The following is a 17745-nucleotide window of genomic DNA, read 5'->3' on the forward strand; positions in this document are numbered from 1 at the left end:
GCAGACGCGTTATTACAGTAGATTAAAATTATATATGAACAGAAATATTATCACTCTTCTGATATTAGTATCTATTACTTTATTATCATGCAAACCCAAACAGAATATGGTGTACATGTCAAAAAGCAACATGGAAGAAGAAGTCGCCAAAGCAAAATTTCAGGGTTTACACATTCAGGAAGGAGATGTTCTTCTTATCCTTGTTTCCGCGCTTGACGAGGCTGCTGTAAAGCCTTTTAATCTCAACACAGCAAATAAGGTTGGAAGTGAGACTGCCACTGGAATGAATCAATATGTACAACCTAGTGAATATCTTGTGAATGAAGAGGGGTATATTAACTTTCCTGTTTTAGGAAGCATATATACTAAAGGAATGACACAGATTCAGTTAAAACAAGATCTTGAATCACGTTTAAAAAGATATCTTACCGATCCTTTGGTAACAATTACTCTTAAAAACTTTAATGTCAGTGTTTTAGGTGAAGTTAAACAACCTGGACAGAAAGAAAGCGTTTCCCAGAAAATCAATGTATTCCAGGCAGTTGGTCTTGCAGGTGATATGACAGATTTTGGTGATCGTACTCATGTGAAGCTTATCAGAACAACAGACGAAGGTAGTGATGAAATCGTAAATCTTGATCTTACAAGATCCGACATCGTAAACTCTCCGTATTATTATATGAAGCAAAATGATATATTGTATGTACAGCCAGATAAAAATAAGCAGATTCAGGCAAATTCAAATCCTAACAGAGCTCTTACTTTTCAGATTATTGGTACATTATTAACGGCAGCTACTTTAATTATTGCTTTAAAAAGATAAGTGTAAATATGCAACAAATAGAACTTCAGGAAAAGGAAGAGAAAATTGATTTAAGAAAGACCATCTCCAAGTACCTTTACAAATGGCCATGGTTTGTGGCATCTGTTTTAGTTTGTGTGATCGGTGCATATATTTATCTCAGATACAGTGTCCCTAAATATCAGACTAAAACAACACTTAAATTCGATAAAAAGGAAAACGATCTTACTTCCGCATTGTCTGACCTTAGTAATCTGGGTATAGGACTTGGAAATGCGGATGAGCTTAAAAGTGAAGCTGCTGTAGTTAACTCAAGGCCAATCCTCAATCAGGTTGTTCAAAATCTTAATCTGAATGTTGAATATTTTAATACAGGAGATATTAAAGATTCTCAGTTGTTTACGGATATTCCGATATCAGCAACTATTTTAAAGTTTGATGAAAAGTTTAAATCTTCCGAATATAATCTGGGTAAAATTAGCGGAAACAATTTTACGCTTGTTAATGAAAAATATGGAAAGTTCACAGGAACATTCAATATGCCTCTTAAGCTTGATTTTGGGACTGTGATATTGAGAAGAGATGCTCGGTACGCTTTAAAATCAGGATATAAAATTATTTTTTGGAATCCGATTGAAAAAGTTAAAAAACTCGAAAAAACAATTCAGGTAGATATACCAGATGATAAGGCTTTGTTAATGGATATCAGCCTCGTAGGAACCATTCCTATAAAGTCGGAAACAATTCTTAACGAGTTGACACGTCAGTACAATTTAGACGGACAAAAAGATAAAAACCTGCAGGCAGAAAATACTCAGAAATTTATTGATAAAAGATTAGAGGTAATTACCAAGGATCTTTCAGGTGTAGAAAATCAGAAAGAAAATTTTCAAAATCAAAACCGCATCGTTGACCTTCAGGCACAGGCTGAGTTGGCTTTACAAAATACAAGTGACAATACAAAAGCGCTCCTTCAACAGCAGGCTCAGCTTGATCTTTTAAATTCACTTACGTCTGAAGCCGCAAAAGGCAATAATCAGCTAATGCCATCAAATTTGGGATTAAATCCTTCACTCGAGCAGTCAATTGCGCAATACAATCAGATGCTCATCAGCAGAAATAAGACTCTGAAGCAGGCCACCAATGAAAACCCTGCTGTAATAGAAATGAATCGGGAAATTGCTTCTTTAAAAGATATTATCCGAGACAATATCCGTGAACAGAAAGATGCAGTAAAAGCCACCATTTCACAATTACAGAATCAGATCAATACAAGTAATAATCTTATAGAAAAGGTTCCGGGGCAATCTAAAATTTACAGAGGTATAGAACGTCAGCAGAATCTTAAAGAACAGCTTTTCTTATTTCTCCTTCAGAAAAGAGAAGAAAATGCTATCAATTTATCTGTTGATGTTCCAAAGGCAAAAATTGTAAATCCCGCATATACAGATGATATTCCTGTTTCTCCAAAAAAAGATATTATTATTTTAGGAGCATTTTTATTAGGTTTATTTATTCCATTTGCTGCGTTCTATTTAATTTTTCTTCTGGATGATAAGATTTACACTAAAGATGATATCAAGGAACGATCAAATCTTAGTGTTTTGGTCGATATCCCTTCCTTAGAAGTAGATGATAATCATTTGGTACAAAGAAATGATTTTACAGAGCTTGCAGAATCATTTAGAGTTTTAGCTTCCAATCTTAAATTTGTGCTTCCTAAAAAAGATTCTGCAAAGGTTATCATCGTCACATCTTCTGTAAAAGGCGAAGGAAAAACCTTGGTTTCAGTAAATCTTGCGCTAACTCTGGCAAATAAAAGTGGAAGAGCGCTGCTCATAGGTTCAGATATCCGGAATCCTCAGATTCAGAGATATGATAGTGAGCCTGTAAAAAGAAAAGGTCTTACGGAATTTTTATACGATGAATCAGTAAACGTAGAAGATTTGATCCATACGTCGTACACTAATTCTTACTGTGACGTAATCTACGCAGGAGCAATTCCTCCGAACCCTCAGGAACTTCTTTCCAACGGAAGATATCAGGCTCTGATTGCTCAGATGGCATCTCAATATGCTTATATAATTATTGACTCTGCTCCGCTTATGCTTGTCTCGGATACTCTAAGCATTGCAGACGTAGCAGATGCAACACTATATGTGGTAAGATCAGGAGTTTCCAGAAATATACTTATTGATTTCGCTCAGGATCTTGTAAAAGAATCAAAATTAAAGAATGTTTCTTTTGTTGTTAATGATGTTTCCAAAAAAGCAAGAGGCTACGGATATGGCTATAATTATGGTTATGGCTATGGATATAATAATAAAGAAGCTAAAAAAACTTGGTGGAGTAAAATTTTTAAATAAAAATGGGTAAAATTTTAATTACAGGAGGAGCTGGATTCATAGGCTCTAATCTTACGGAGTACTTTTTAAATAAAGGATATCAGGTTGTTTGTCTGGATAATTTTTCAACAGGACATCGTCACAACATTGAGCCATTCTTAAAAAATCCGGATTATAAACTGATCGAAGGCAGTATTTGTGATGTTGAGATATGTAAAAACGCGGTAGAAAATGTAGATTATGTTCTTCATCAGGCTGCTTTGGGATCTGTTCCGAGATCTATTAATGATCCCATTACAAGCAATGAAGTGAATGTTTCAGGTTTTCTGAATATGCTTGTCGCTGCGAGAGATGCGAAAGTAAAACGTTTTGTGTATGCTGCTTCATCTTCCACATATGGTGATTCTGCTTCACTTCCGAAAGTAGAAGAAGTTATTGGTAAACCATTATCACCATATGCGATCACTAAGTATGTTAATGAACTATATGCTGATGTTTTTTCTAAAACCTATGGCATAGAATGCATTGGTCTAAGATATTTCAATGTTTTCGGACGTAGACAGGATCCTAACGGAACTTACGCCGCAGTAATTCCTTTGTTTGTAAAGCAGCTGATGAATCATGAGTCTCCGAAAATCAACGGAGCTGGTGATTATTCACGAGATTTTACCTACATAGACAATGTTATACAAATGAACGAGTTGGCTATGCTTACAGAAAAAACTGAAGCTATTAATACAGTTTATAACACGGCTGTAGGGGATCGTACAACATTAAACGATCTTGTAAATTATATTAAAAAATATCTGAGTGAATACGATGATCAGATTGCTAATATTGAAATCGTACACGGGCCAAATCGGGTAGGAGATATTCCGCATTCATTGGCATCTATTGAAAAAGCTAAAGCTCTTTTGGGATACCATCCAAGCCATACCATTGAAAATGGACTGAAAGAAGCCATTAAATGGTATTGGGAGAATTTAAAATAAACTATTAAAAAGAATCTTTGTGGAAAAACAATATAAAATTGCCGTTATCGGCCTTGGTTACGTAGGTTTACCATTGGCTCGTTTATTTGCAACAAAATATCCGGTAGTAGGGTTTGATATCAATCAGAAAAGAATTGAGGAACTGAGAGCAGGAAACGATAGTACACTTGAAGTTGAAAGTGATGTTTTGCGATCGGTTTTGGTACAGCAGAATCCTTTCATTAAAAATGAGAAAGGATTTTTTGCTTCCGCAGATCTTAATGATATTCATGATGCTAATATCTATATTGTAACGGTTCCTACTCCTGTAGATAAGCATAACCGTCCTGACCTTACACCATTATATAAATCTTCGGAAACAGTAGGAAAGGTTTTATCAAAAGGTGATATTGTTATTTATGAATCTACAGTATATCCGGGAGTTACAGAAGAGGAATGTATCCCTGTCTTAGAAAAAATTTCTGGAATGAAATTTAATGAAGATTTCTTCGCAGGATATTCTCCGGAACGTATCAATCCCGGAGATAAAGAACATACGGTAGAAAAAATTCTGAAAGTTACCTCCGGATCTACTCCTGAAATTGGAGAGGTTGTAAATAACCTTTATAAATCTGTAATTGTTGCAGGTACCCATTTGGCACCAACCATTAAAGTGGCAGAAGCGGCTAAAGTTATTGAAAATTCCCAAAGAGATATCAATATTGCTTTTGTTAATGAATTGGCGAAAATTTTTAATCTTTTGGAAATTGATACGCATGAAGTTTTAAAGGCTGCAGGAACAAAATGGAATTTTTTACCATTCAAACCGGGACTGGTTGGAGGTCATTGTATTGGTGTAGACCCTTATTATCTTGCCCAGAAAGCACAGGAAAATGGTTATCATCCTGAAATCATCCTTGCAGGACGCCGTCTGAATGATTCTATGGGACAATACGTTGCTTCAGAACTGGTAAAGTGCATGATAAAAAAGAATATCAACATAAATGGTGGACAGGTTTTAAACCTCGGAATCACATTTAAAGAAAATTGCCCGGACGTAAGAAATACAAAAGCTGTAGATGTTATCAGCGGGCTGGAAGATTACCAATTACAAGTCACTACATTCGACCCATGGGCAAATCCTGAAGAGGTAAAACACGAATATGGGCTTTCCATAGTTAATGAAATTCCTAAGCAAAAATTTGATGCTATTATTCTTACCGTTGCCCATAAGGAATTTATAAATCTTAATCTCAAGGATTACCTTAAAGAAAACGGTGTAATCTACGATGTAAAAGGAATTCTGGCAGATTGTGATTCCAGATTGTAAATAACTTTTTATATATTTAAGGATAATGTTGTTGATATGAACTTAAATAAAACCTTGGTTATATATGATTCAATACCATATTTTATACCTTTTATGAAAAAAAAAGGTATAAAATGTTTTTCATCATTCAAAAAAGTCAGTAGTATTGAGAGAATTCTTCGGATGATTTCATTCAAAACAGGTCTGAAGAAAAATATTTGGTATGGGGAGTGGAAGAAGCATGCATATCTGGATGAAACTGTAATAATATTTGCAACTAACCGTTATGACTTTATTGAGTATTTGGCAGATAACTATCCACATCTAAGAATTATAGTATGGTACTGGAATCCTGTTTTTCGATGCTTTGAACCTGATAAATTAAATAAAAAAAATATTGAGTATTGGTCTTTTGATGAAGAAGACTGTAAAAAGTATAATCTTAAATTTAATACTACATTTTATCTTAATAATATTGAAATTGATAATAATTCAATAAAAGAATATGATGTACTATTTCTTGGAGCAGATAAGAAACGAAAAATACTTCTAGACAAAATAAATAATGATCTTATTGCTGCGAACATTAAGACATTATTTCACATTGTTCCAGACAAAGGACAGCCAAACCCTCAGAACATAAAACCATTATTATATTCTGATTATTTAAAATTAGTATCACAGTCTAAATGTATTTTTGATTATATACAAAAGGGACAATCGGGAAATACAGTAAGGACTATGGAATCAATTTTTTTTAGAAAAAAACTGATAACTAATGATATTAATATTCAAAAGGAGCTTTTTTATGACCCCGCAAATATATTTATACTGGAGTATGACGATTTTAATACGATAGATGAATTTATAAATACTCCATTTAAAGAATTAAAATCTGAAATAGTTGATTATTTTGACTTTTCAAATTGGTTAAACAGATTTACAAAGTATGAATAATTTCCTGAAAGCATTTTTATCTTTTGGTCTAGCAACGTCTATAGAAAAACTTTTAGGTTTTATTATTCTCCCTATCTATACTAAATATTTCAGTGTTACAGAGTATGGAATAATTGATATGATAGGAACTATTTTGCAAATAGGTACTATATTCGGGCTACTTCAATTAGAAACATCGTTACAAAGATACTATTATGAGTATAATAATGTTAAGAGGAAATTATTAATTTCCACGATTTATTATTGGATCTCATTGTGTTCCATAGTAATCAGCTTAATCATTTTTTTGATTTCTCCTTTTCTTTCACAAAAGCTTTTCGGGAGTACAGAATATGCAATTCTCATTAAAACGATAGCCATTCAACTTCCTTTGACTAATTTAAGTATGTTGGGATTGGTTTTATTGCGGTATGAGAAAGAAAACGTTAAATTCTTATCTATAATTATTACTAAGGTTATTACAACATTATTATTTGTTTATATTTTCGTTATTTACTTTAAACTTGGTTTGAAAGGCGTTTTTATAGCTCAGCTGATTGCAATATTTTGCTCAACGGCTTTGGTAATGTTTTATGTCCGTAAACAATTTGTGTACCGGCTTTCTAATGTTATGTCACGAAAAAACTTACATTATGCTCTGCCACAGTTTCCGGCACGGGTTGGAAGCATGGTATTGGGACAGGCTAACAGATTTTTCATGCTGGGATATCTTTCATTAGCCGCAATTGGTATTTATTCTGTATCTATGAAACTGGCTTCGGCAATACAGCTTGTCAATACAGCATTTATTATGGCATGGGCTCCCTTTATGCATGCGCAGTTTAAAAACAATAAAAATAAGAAAGTTTTCGCCGGCGTATTTCCTGTTGTTGTAGGTGTTACTTTTTTATTTGTTTGTCTCATCAGTTTATTTTCATTAGAATTGGTCAAATTACTCGCGACAAAAGAGTTTTATTCAGCATCAAAATATGTAGGTGGCCTGTCTTTGTTTTTTTCATTTTATATTATCAAAGAAACCGTAGATATAGGTCCGAAAATAAAGGAGAAAACAAAATTTTTATCCCTTACATTTATCTTATCTGTCATAGTAAATGTAATATCACTTTTTGTTCTCATTAATCTCTTGGAATTGAAAGGTGTAGTTTTAGCAATGATTATTACCAATTTATTTTTAGTAATCGTATCATGGTTTATTTCAAATAAACTTTATCCTATACCTTTTAGTGTAGCTAAATTTGTATTAATGCTTGTGCCTACAACTTTTGTAGTTTTATTAATCATGTATTATGATATTGATTTGCTTATAAGAATATTAATAGCAATTGGAGCGTGTGTGTTTTTTGGAATACAACTGGTCTTTGCTTATAAAAATGTAAAGACAATTACAAGATGATTTATTTAATAGTTTTAATTTACCTGCTGTTGCTTTCACTAGCCTTTGATTTTTTGAAAGCTAAGGGGCCGAAGAATTTTTTTTATTATTCGTCAATGATTATCCTTATTCTTATTGCAGGATTAAGATGGAAAGTAGGAGGTGATTCCTTAGGATATCAAGAAAGATTCGAAAAGCTTATATATCCTATATATCAATTCGGAAATATAGATTTTATTAAGGTTGGATGGGAGCCAGGTTATGTTTTAATTAATTCTATATGTAAGACAATAGTTCCTGAATTTTGGTTTTTTCAATTGGTACAGGCAACTTTTGTCCAGATTATTCTGTTTCAGTTCTTTAAACGTTATACACCATATTATTTTACCGCAGTATTATTTTATTCTGTTATCTATTATTTCTACTTTAATATGGAAATTTTAAGAGAAATATTTACAATATGCATTTTTGTGAGATTTATGTTTCCTGCGTTAGCAAAAGAAAATTATAAAAAATATTATTTGTTGAATGTATTACTTATTTTCTTTCATAATTCTGCAATAATTTTATTGCTTTTTCCATTTCTGAGTAAATTTTCACTAAACAAAAAAGGAATTATTGTTTTAATTGTATCTATGTTCTTAATCACAACGATATTTTCAATATTTCCTAATATTATAAATATTTTTGCGTTCTCAGATGGCTTATCGTCAAAATTTGTTAAATATTCCAGGTACTCTTTAAGTATAAATGGAATGATTTATAATTTTATCATTTTTGCAGTTATTCCCTATTACTTGATAAAGCTTAATGAAAAATATTATAATAATCTTGATTTTGAAAAGCTCATTTTTCCTTACTTCTTCATTATTTCAATATACATTGCTTATTCAGGTTTCGGTCGATTTATTAATTACTTTGGACTGTTTATGTTGGTGTTTTTAGTAAATACATTATATCTTATTATGCATGTTAACGTATTTAAAAAAGTGCGAGTTGTATTAATTTTATTTCTTTCGTTTGGTACTCTATACTATAAATATCAGTATTATTCAATTTCCTACGATTATATTTTACATGATACTACTAAGTTTAATATGTATTATCCATATTCGAGTATTTTTAATAAAGAAGATTATTATAGATTTCGAACTACAATTTATACAAAAAGTATGAGTGATTCTTATAATAATTCTGTTAAAAATAAAAAATAATTAACACCGAACAATTTAATCACATAATTTGAATTCAACAAAAGTATTAAAAATGAAAAGATTGCAAATTATTTTGCTTTTATTCTATATAAACATTTTCTTTGGTCAACAGGTAAATATTGCAGAATTTGCAAGTATAAAAAGCAAGTATTTTAGCAATGAAATCTATGCTGAAACCTATTTTCCTAAGAATGTTGATAAAAGTGGAAATACAGATTATACTGATCTTCTCCAAAAGGCTGTAGACGAAAACACCAAAATTATATTTCCAAATTATCCTGTTCTTATCTCAGATAAAGGAATCAATTTTAGATCCAATCAATACATTTTATTTCAGCCTAATTCTAAACTGATTTTTAAAAGCAGTAGTAAAGGAGGATATGAGATAATTAAAATGAATAATATAAATAATGTAAAGGCATATTTTGTAAATATCGAAGGAGACAAATATCACCATCTGTCTTCAGAAGGTGAATGGGGGCACGGTGTATTAATAAAATCAAGCAGCAATATTATGCTTTATAAACCCATGATTTCAAAATGTTGGGGAGACGGAATATATATCGGACAGGAAACTTCTGTTCCTCAAAATATAACGGTAAATGGAGGATTGATTAACGACAATCGCAGAAACGGAATTTCAGTAATATCAGGAATTGATATCACACTCAAAAATATAACGATAAGCAATACAAAAGGACATAACCCACAAAGCGGAATCGATATTGAACCTAATAATGGTAAAAACAGGCTCACCAATATAGTACTGAATAATATTACTACAAAAAATAATGCAGTTCACGGAATTATCATTTCAACCGGCAACTTAAATGGCAGTACACAGCCAATTTCTATAACCATAAATAACCATCACGATTATAACTCGGCAATAGCTCTAGGATTGGGTGTTACCCGAAATAATCTTAATTACATACAGCCACTCAGTGGTAAAATAATAATTAGTAATTCTAATTACACATTTCCCGGGAAGGCTTTTATAAGAAATTATAAAGGTAAAAAAAGTAATATAGACCTTTCCTTTCAAAATATGAATTTTAAAAGATCAAACGCTGCTGGAACTTCTGCTAAATTATCTGCAGTTTCATTACCACTTAACCAATTTCTATCAGATTTTAAGCAGAATCTGGATAGTGATGTAAAATAATTAAACTTTTTTTTAAATGTAAAGATTTACGATAAATGAGTTATTTACCTAACAATATTAAGATTTTGTAATTTACCATATATTATTGATATACCACAAGTAGTTAATGCGATTTTCGTATATTTGCTTAGGTTTAGTAAAATATTAAGTATTCGAATGGAATGTATATATACTAAATCATAAAGTTGATTGTGCCGGCCTTAAGGATGTAATAAATAATGATTATAATCTTTTTATTACAGAATATCATACAGACTTTGAATGTAGAAACTTACAATCTTTTTAGATTTATGACAAGCAATTTAAAGACCTGTTAATATTTTATTTAAAGCTTTTTGTTAATTGCAAGTTTATGAAGGTGCGTTGTAATTGATCGTATATTAAATGGTATAGGAGCTTTAAAGACAGTTTTACAATATATATGCAGAACTTTTATCGAATTTCTGTATTATGTTAATGTATATTGATACTGCTTTAAAATTAACTGAATCAGATAGATATTAAATTGCAATAATTATAAAGAAAGTGATTAAAAAATGAATATAATTTTCCTTGAAGCTGTTCAAATTCACGGAGGTGCCCGTAAAAGTACTATTGAGCTGGCGAAAAGATTAAATGAAGAAGGTCATAATGCTGTTATTGTAGATTTTTGGGGCAATTGTGATGAATTTGTTGAAGATGTACACAACAACAAAATTCCCCTTACCATTCTTAAAAAAAATGATGCTCCCATTGCTATTTTTAATTCAAGAAATCCGCTTAAAATATTCATAAATATAACACTTTTCTTACTTGACTGGATAAGTCTAAAAAAAGAATTCAATTCATTTCAGAGGACTTTCAGACCGGATGTTGTTATCATCAATAATATTAAAACCAATTCAATTCTAAGAAAAGGCAAAGGCTATAAAATTGCTTATTTTGCCAGAGGATGGTTCGCATACAGTTCCATAAGTTTCCTGAAAAAACTCATGTTTAAATATAATTCTGATTATTTTATCGGAGTTTCACAGTCTACAAGACAGGCAATTTTTACGGGCGGACTTGCTCCCCTGGAAAAGATTTTTGTAGTTCCCAATGCCATCGATCTTTCGAAGGTAGCACAGTATAAACAACTGCGGCGTGAAAGAACAGAATCAGACCCGATGGTTATTTTACATTGTGGTGGTTTTTTACCTGCCAAAGGACAGGAAATGTCGCTTGCTTTAGCAAAAAAACTGAAGGATAATCAGATTAATTTTAAAATGATTTTTATGGGAGCGGTATATGATTCGCCAGTTTCTGTAAAATTTTTAAGTAAAATAAAATCTGACATCAACCTTTTCGAACTAGAAAATGATATTGAAATTCTACTGAATCATAAAGATCCTTATAATGTTTTTAAGGAAAGCGATGTGTTGATTCATCCTTCCGATACAGAAGGACTTCCAAGAGTAATCATGGAATCACTCGCTTTTGAAATGCCTGCCATCGCAAATCCTGTAGGTGGTGTTACCGATTATATCCTGCATAACTTTACAGGATATATCGCCAATCATAATGACGTGAACGATTATTATGACTACATCACCAAGCTTTATTACAACCCGGAACTTTATAAATTCATTGCAGATAATGCAAAAGATTTAATAGCAAGTAATTATGCTAAAGAAAACCAAATAGAAGCATTTCACAAAATCTTTAAAAAATTGGGCAATTCATGAAAAAATCAGTTACCATTTTTACCCCCACTTATAATAGGGAAAAAACCCTTGTCAGGCTTTATGATTCTTTACGCAGCCAGACCAGTCAGGATTTTAAATGGATGGTTATTGATGACGGCTCTGCCGATAATACGGCTGCTTTATTTGAAAGATGGAAAGCAGAAAATGTAATTGAATTAGAATATTACTACCAGACAAATAAAGGTAAACTAGCAGCTCAGATATTAGCCCTAGATTATATCGATACAGAGCTTTTTACTTGTATAGATTCTGATGACTATATGCCCGCTGACGCTGTGGAGAAAATAATAGAATTCTGGAAAATCAACAAAAAAAGCAATTCTGCCGGTATAATAGGTCTTGATTCCTACGAAGACGGAAAAATAGCAGGAAAGAAACTTCCCGATATTACAGAAGCTACTTACTCCGAACTGGTAGATCATTATAAAATGGAAGGTGATAAGAAATATATTTTTGATACACTGGTATATAAAAAGTTTCTGCCTTACCCCTATTTTGAAGATGAGATTTTTCATGAGGTGAGCTGGATCTTTACTTTAATAGATCAGGAGTATAAGTTTTTGATCTCCAATGAGATATATTGTATTGTAGAGTATCAGCAGGACGGATTGTCAAATGGGCTTTATAAAAGATATAAAAACAGCCCGAAATCATTCATGGAATACAGAAAAGTGAAAATGCAATATGGAATCAATAAAAAAGTAAAGCTTAAAAATGCGATACATTATGTGTCTTCCTGTCTTTTTGCGGGAAACTGGAACTTTTTTAAAAACTCTCCTGCCAAAACATATACTCTGGCCGCAATCCCCTTCGGAATTCTGCTGAACATCTATATAAACTATAAAATTAAACAAAATACGGATCGTATTAAACAAGGAAAATTAAACTAAAATGAACGCTATAATAGTACCTGGAGTAACAGATTTAAATAAAGGAGATCAAGCTTTGGTCTGGGAAAGCTGGAGGCTTGCTAAAGATACCGGGCTGTATGATGAAGTATATATCCTGGATGCCGGAGACAATGATGAAGAAAGAAAACTGCTATGTAGACAATCAGAAGAACATGGTTTTAAATTGCTAGAAAATATTTTAAAGCACCCGAGGAGAGGACAACACAAATCCGGAGAACATATTAAAGAGTCTAGAATGGAACTCTTAAAGCAGATAAAAAATGCAGCAATGGATTTTAAAGATACCAGATATCTGTTAAAAATCTGCAATGATCTTGAAAAAGTAAGAAAGAACTTCGACGATAAAACCTACCGAACCATAAAGCAGTTTCACGAAGCCAAAACGGTTTTTGTAAAAGGAGGTGGCTTTATCCATGCTTATGGTGAAAAAACAGCGCCTTATCTCATGTGGTATTTCTTGTTCTATGTGAGACTTGCAAAAGCTTTGGGTAAAAAAGTGGTTTTCCTGCCAAACTCTTACGGACCATTTATAGGACTTACCGTAGAAAAACAGGTAAGCTCCGTATTCGGAAAACTTGACCTTGTGTATGCAAGAGAAAATGTCTCCGCACAAAGTTTGGGACAGCTTATGCATAAAAAAATACCTGTTGAAATGGATCTTGGTTTTTTCCTTGAAAAAGGAAGCCAGGAAGAAGCCGTAAAAATCCTTGAGAAATATAACCTGTCAAAAGAAGATAAAATTGTTGGCGTAACAATTCGCCCTTGGCGCTTTCCGGGATTATCGAATCCTGAAGCACTGTATAAAAAATATATCAGTTCAGTGGCAGATCTAACCAAACATCTGTTGGCGAAAGGATATAAAGTAGCTTTGTGCAATCAGTCACTGGGACCAAATTCCCATGAAGATGACCGTAATGCCATCAAAGATTTACTTGCTCAAGTGGATAATCCTAATATAATATGGATTAACGAAAACCTTTCATGTGATATATTAAAAGCGGTATATTCCAATTTTTACTTTTTTATCGGAACCCGTTTTCATTCTATCATTTTCTCACTGACTTCACTTGTGCCTTCTATAGCAATAGGTTACGGAGGTAATAAGGCAAAAGGAATTATGGGTGATTTCAGACTGGATGATTATGTAGTACAGATCCAAGATGTGGAATCTGACCTGCTCATCAATATGTTTGATAAAGCCATCTCGGAATACGATAATATAAAAAATCAGCTTGATAAATCCATGGGATTGGTTATCGCGAGTAGAAACAGATTAATACATGATATTAAATCATTATATTAAATGAAAATAATTCGTACATCAACAATATCTATATCTTTAAACGTTTTACTGAAAGGTCAGCTAAAATTTCTCAATGGTTTTTTCGATGTGGTAGGCATTTCCTCTGGAGATGAGTTGCTTGACGAGGTGAGACAGCGCGAAGGTATAAAAACCATCAGCATCAACATAGAAAGAGGAATCAGTCCCGCAAAAGATCTCGTTTCTCTTTTCAGATTATATCATATTTTAAAATCGGAAAAGCCGACAATAGTGCATTCCATTACGCCTAAAGCAGGGTTGCTAACCATGCTTGCCGGGAAAATGGCGGGAGTACCCATTCGATTACATACCTTTACAGGGCTAATTTTTCCCACAAAAAAGGGATTTATGCAAAAAGTTCTTATTAGTATGGATCGGCTCCTTTGCAGTGCAGCTACCAATATTTATCCGGAAGGACAAGGTGTTAAAAAAGATTTGATAAAATATAAAATCACTTCAAAACCATTGAAAGTTATCGCAAACGGGAATGTTAACGGAATTGATCTTGATTATTTCTCACCAGATAAAATTTCGGGAGAGCAAAAAAATGACCTGAAAATTGAACTCAATATATCCCAGTCAGATTTTGTTTTTGTATTCGTAGGACGTTTGGTGGGCGATAAAGGAATTAACGAATTGGTGGAGGCGTTTTCACAAATCAGTAAAAATGCATATCTTTCAAAACCGGTGAAATTATTGTTAATCGGACCTTTGGAAGAACATCTTGATCCTTTGCAGCCGGAAACATTGGAAGAGATAAAAAGTAATCCGGATATTTTAGATTTAGGATTTCAGAAAGATGTGAGACCTTATTTTGCGATTTCAGACGCGCTGGTTTTTCCAAGCTACCGTGAAGGTTTTCCTAATGTTGTTATGCAGGCAGGAGCTATGGGACTACCAAGTATCGTTTCCGATATAAATGGCTGCAACGAAATCATTGTTGAAAAACAAAACGGAATGATTATTCCTGTTAAAAACAACCAAAAGCTGAAAAATGCAATGGAAACTCTGCTTTCGGACGTAGATTTGTATCATCAACTGAAAGTGAATTCTCGCCCGATGATAGAATCGCGATATGAGCAGTCTGTAATATGGAATGAATTATTACATGAATATAAAAAACTCCTTAAAGAAAAAAATATAGATGTATAAAAACTTATTCAAAAGAATGATTGATTTCCTGATTGCTTTTATCGGATTGATCTTTTTGTCACCTGTTTTTGTAATTGTCTTCCTCATCTTATATTTTCAGAATGATGGTAAACCTTTCTTTTTTCAAATCAGACCAGGTCTGAATGAAAAAATGTTCAGGATCATTAAGTTTAAAACAATGACTGACAAAAAAGACGATAAGGGAAATTTATTGCCGGATGCTGAGAGATTAACAAAAGTAGGAAGTTTTGTGCGTCAGACATCCCTTGATGAGATCCCACAGCTCATTAATGTGCTGAAAGGAGATATGTCTTTAATAGGCCCCCGCCCTTTATTGCCACAATATCTTCCTTTGTATAATGAATTTCAAAAACGAAGGCACGAGGTTCGTCCGGGAATTACAGGCTGGGCCCAGGTAAACGGTAGAAATGCTATCTCTTGGGCTAAGAAATTTGAACTGGATGTGTGGTATATTGATCATTTGTCTTTTGTAATGGATTGCAAAATTGTAATTTTCACTTTTAAAAAAGTTTTTAAAAAAGAAGGAATTAATAAAGAAGGGCAGGCTACTACAGAGGTATTTAACGGAAATAATTAAACTGAAACAACAATGTATTTATACGGAGCAAGTGGTCATGGCAAGGTAGTTGCTGAAGTTGCAGAAGAAAACGGATACCACATTATTGGTTTTATAGATGAAAATTTATCTAAAAATAAAATACTTGATTACCAGGTGTTTCATGAATTGCCTTTAAAAAATATAGACATCATTATTTCAATAGGAAATAATAAAATAAGGAAAAATATTGCTGATAAAAATACGTTATTTAATTATGTTACTTTACTTCATCCCAATTCATTAATCTCAAAAAGAGCTGATGTGAAAAAAGGAAGTGTTGTAATGTCTGGAGTAAGTATCAACTCTTCAGTGAGTATAGGAAAACATTGCATTATCAATACCAATTCATCCATCGATCATGACTGTTTTATTGAAGACTTTGTACATATTTCACCAAATGCGACATTGGGAGGTAATGTTTTTGTAGGAGAGGGAACACATATCGGGTTGGGCGCAAGTGTAATCCAAGGGATCAAAATAGGAAGATGGTGTACTATTGGAGCCGGAGCGGTTATTATTAATGATATCCCCGATGGTGCTACAGTAGTAGGAAATCCGGGTAGAATAATAAAAGTTATCGAATTATAAATAATAAAATTAAAATTAAAAAATGAGCACTAAGGTATGGCTTTCCTCCCCTCATATGGGCGGTGAAGAGCTAAAGTATGTCAACCAGGCTTTTGAGACCAATTGGATAGCCCCTCTGGGACCTAATGTAAATGGTTTTGAACGAGATTTGGAAAGTTTTTTGAATCAAAAAACCAAGGTTGCTGCGCTTTCTTCAGGTACAGCAGCTTTACATCTTGCATTAATTGAATGTAATGTAGGGTATGGAGACGAAGTGATTTGCCAGTCTTTGACGTTTTCCGCATCTGCAAATCCTATCGTGTATCTTGGGGCTACACCGGTATTCGTAGATTCAGAAAAAGATACGTGGAATATGTGTCCTATAGCTTTAAAAGAAGCCGTAAATGACAGGATAGCCAAAGGAAAGAAACCGAAAGCGATTGTTGCTGTCAATCTCTACGGTATGCCTGCGAAAATGGATGAAATTTTAGCGGTAGCTGCAGAATTTGATATCCCTTTGATTGAAGATGCTGCCGAATCATTAGGATCTACCTACAAAGGAAGACCATGCGGAACATTCGGGCGCTTCGGTATATTGTCTTTCAACGGAAATAAAATCATTACAACTTCCGGTGGTGGAGCTTTGGTATGTCATTCTGAAGAAGACAAAAAAAGAGCCGTATTTCTTTCCACCCAAGCCAGAGACGAGGCCCCGCATTATCAGCATTCTGAGATAGGGTATAATTACAGAATGAGCAACATTTGTGCTGGAATCGGCAGAGGTCAGATGGAAGTTCTTAAAAGCAGGGTAGAGGGACGAAGAAAAATGCATGATTTTTATACCGATATTACAAAAAATATGGAAGGTGTTAAAATGTTCTCTGAACCAAATGAAGACTTTTACAGCAATCATTGGCTGTCTGTAATTACGGTGGATGAAAAACTGGCATCAAGAAATCATGAAGATCTTCGTCTTGCATTTTTAGAAGATGACATAGAGTCGCGCCCTATATGGAAACCAATGCATATGCAGCCAGTTTTCAAAGATGCTCCATACTATGGAGAAAACGTTGCTGAAACGCTTTTCAATACAAGTCTATGTCTTCCTTCAGGATCAAATCTTACGGATGATGATCGAAAAAGAATTGAGAAAATAATGATGAATGTTTTTTCAAATAAAAAGAATATTTTAGTTTCATAAATCACACACTTACCAGTGAATAATTAATAATTTATTCACAAATCATTTATACCTAAATTACCTGGTTTATCGTAGGAGATAAACTTTTTAAAACTAAAAAAATACTGATCCGTAA

15 protein-coding genes are annotated in these 17745 nt (G+C 33.1%); all 15 read left to right on the forward strand.

Annotated elements, in window-relative coordinates; genetic code table 11:
• Positions 1-34: 34 nt before the first annotated feature.
• The 15 genes from BLR30_RS03560 (at position 35) to BLR30_RS03630 (ending at position 17630) form a co-directional block, all read left to right on the forward strand.
• On the forward strand, positions 35-823 hold the full coding sequence (locus BLR30_RS03560) for a polysaccharide biosynthesis/export family protein (protein WP_089854874.1): 789 nt from the start codon (positions 35-37) through the stop codon (positions 821-823).
• Between the two features lie 8 nt (positions 824-831).
• Positions 832-3168 (forward strand): GumC family protein, encoded by a 2337-nt coding sequence (locus BLR30_RS03565; protein WP_089854876.1) that lies wholly within the window; start codon positions 832-834, stop codon positions 3166-3168.
• Positions 3169-3170: 2 nt separating this feature from the next.
• Positions 3171-4139 carry an SDR family oxidoreductase gene (locus tag BLR30_RS03570; RefSeq protein ID WP_175443596.1) on the forward strand — a complete coding sequence of 323 codons (969 nt, stop codon included), beginning with the start codon at positions 3171-3173 and terminating at the stop codon, positions 4137-4139.
• A 19-nt stretch (positions 4140-4158) separates the two neighbouring features.
• A complete protein-coding gene (locus tag BLR30_RS03575) occupies positions 4159-5448 on the forward strand; it encodes a nucleotide sugar dehydrogenase (protein ID WP_089854882.1) in 1290 nt (429 codons plus the stop codon).
• A 36-nt stretch (positions 5449-5484) separates the two neighbouring features.
• Positions 5485-6384, forward strand: a complete 900-nt coding sequence (locus BLR30_RS03580; protein ID WP_089854885.1) for a WaaS/CpsH family glycosyltransferase — start codon at positions 5485-5487, stop codon at positions 6382-6384.
• Positions 6377-7777, forward strand: coding sequence for a lipopolysaccharide biosynthesis protein (locus BLR30_RS03585; RefSeq protein WP_089854888.1), 1401 nt, complete (start codon positions 6377-6379; stop codon positions 7775-7777). The genes BLR30_RS03580 and BLR30_RS03585 overlap by 8 nt, the downstream gene beginning before the upstream one ends.
• Positions 7774-8970, forward strand: coding sequence for an EpsG family protein (locus BLR30_RS03590; RefSeq protein ID WP_089854891.1), 1197 nt, complete (start codon positions 7774-7776; stop codon positions 8968-8970). The genes BLR30_RS03585 and BLR30_RS03590 overlap by 4 nt, the downstream gene beginning before the upstream one ends.
• A 52-nt stretch (positions 8971-9022) precedes the next feature.
• The gene (locus BLR30_RS03595) at positions 9023-10135 is read left to right on the forward strand and encodes a hypothetical protein (RefSeq protein WP_089854895.1); all 1113 of its coding nucleotides are present in this window, start codon (positions 9023-9025) and stop codon (positions 10133-10135) included.
• Positions 10136-10671: 536 nt separating this feature from the next.
• Positions 10672-11838: a glycosyltransferase family 4 protein gene (locus BLR30_RS03600; protein WP_089854898.1), complete on the forward strand. Its 1167-nt coding sequence runs from the start codon at positions 10672-10674 to the stop codon at positions 11836-11838.
• A complete protein-coding gene (locus BLR30_RS03605) occupies positions 11835-12749 on the forward strand; it encodes a glycosyltransferase family 2 protein (RefSeq protein ID WP_089854901.1) in 915 nt (304 codons plus the stop codon). The genes BLR30_RS03600 and BLR30_RS03605 overlap by 4 nt, the downstream gene beginning before the upstream one ends.
• Before the next feature lies 1 nt (position 12750).
• Positions 12751-14073, forward strand: coding sequence for a polysaccharide pyruvyl transferase family protein (locus tag BLR30_RS03610; protein ID WP_089854903.1), 1323 nt, complete (start codon positions 12751-12753; stop codon positions 14071-14073).
• The gene (locus BLR30_RS03615) at positions 14074-15243 is read left to right on the forward strand and encodes a glycosyltransferase family 4 protein (protein WP_089854906.1); all 1170 of its coding nucleotides are present in this window, start codon (positions 14074-14076) and stop codon (positions 15241-15243) included.
• The gene (locus BLR30_RS03620) at positions 15236-15841 is read left to right on the forward strand and encodes a sugar transferase (protein ID WP_089854909.1); all 606 of its coding nucleotides are present in this window, start codon (positions 15236-15238) and stop codon (positions 15839-15841) included. The genes BLR30_RS03615 and BLR30_RS03620 overlap by 8 nt, the downstream gene beginning before the upstream one ends.
• A gap of 12 nt (positions 15842-15853) precedes the next feature.
• Positions 15854-16450: an acetyltransferase gene (locus BLR30_RS03625; protein ID WP_089854912.1), complete on the forward strand. Its 597-nt coding sequence runs from the start codon at positions 15854-15856 to the stop codon at positions 16448-16450.
• 22 nt (positions 16451-16472) lie between these two features.
• Positions 16473-17630, forward strand: a complete 1158-nt coding sequence (locus BLR30_RS03630) for a DegT/DnrJ/EryC1/StrS family aminotransferase (RefSeq protein ID WP_089854915.1) — start codon at positions 16473-16475, stop codon at positions 17628-17630.
• Positions 17631-17745: the final 115 nt, after the last annotated feature.

Source organism: Chryseobacterium taeanense (genome assembly GCF_900099685.1).
In the GTDB taxonomy this organism is placed as follows: Bacteria; Bacteroidota; Bacteroidia; order Flavobacteriales; family Weeksellaceae; genus Chryseobacterium; species Chryseobacterium taeanense.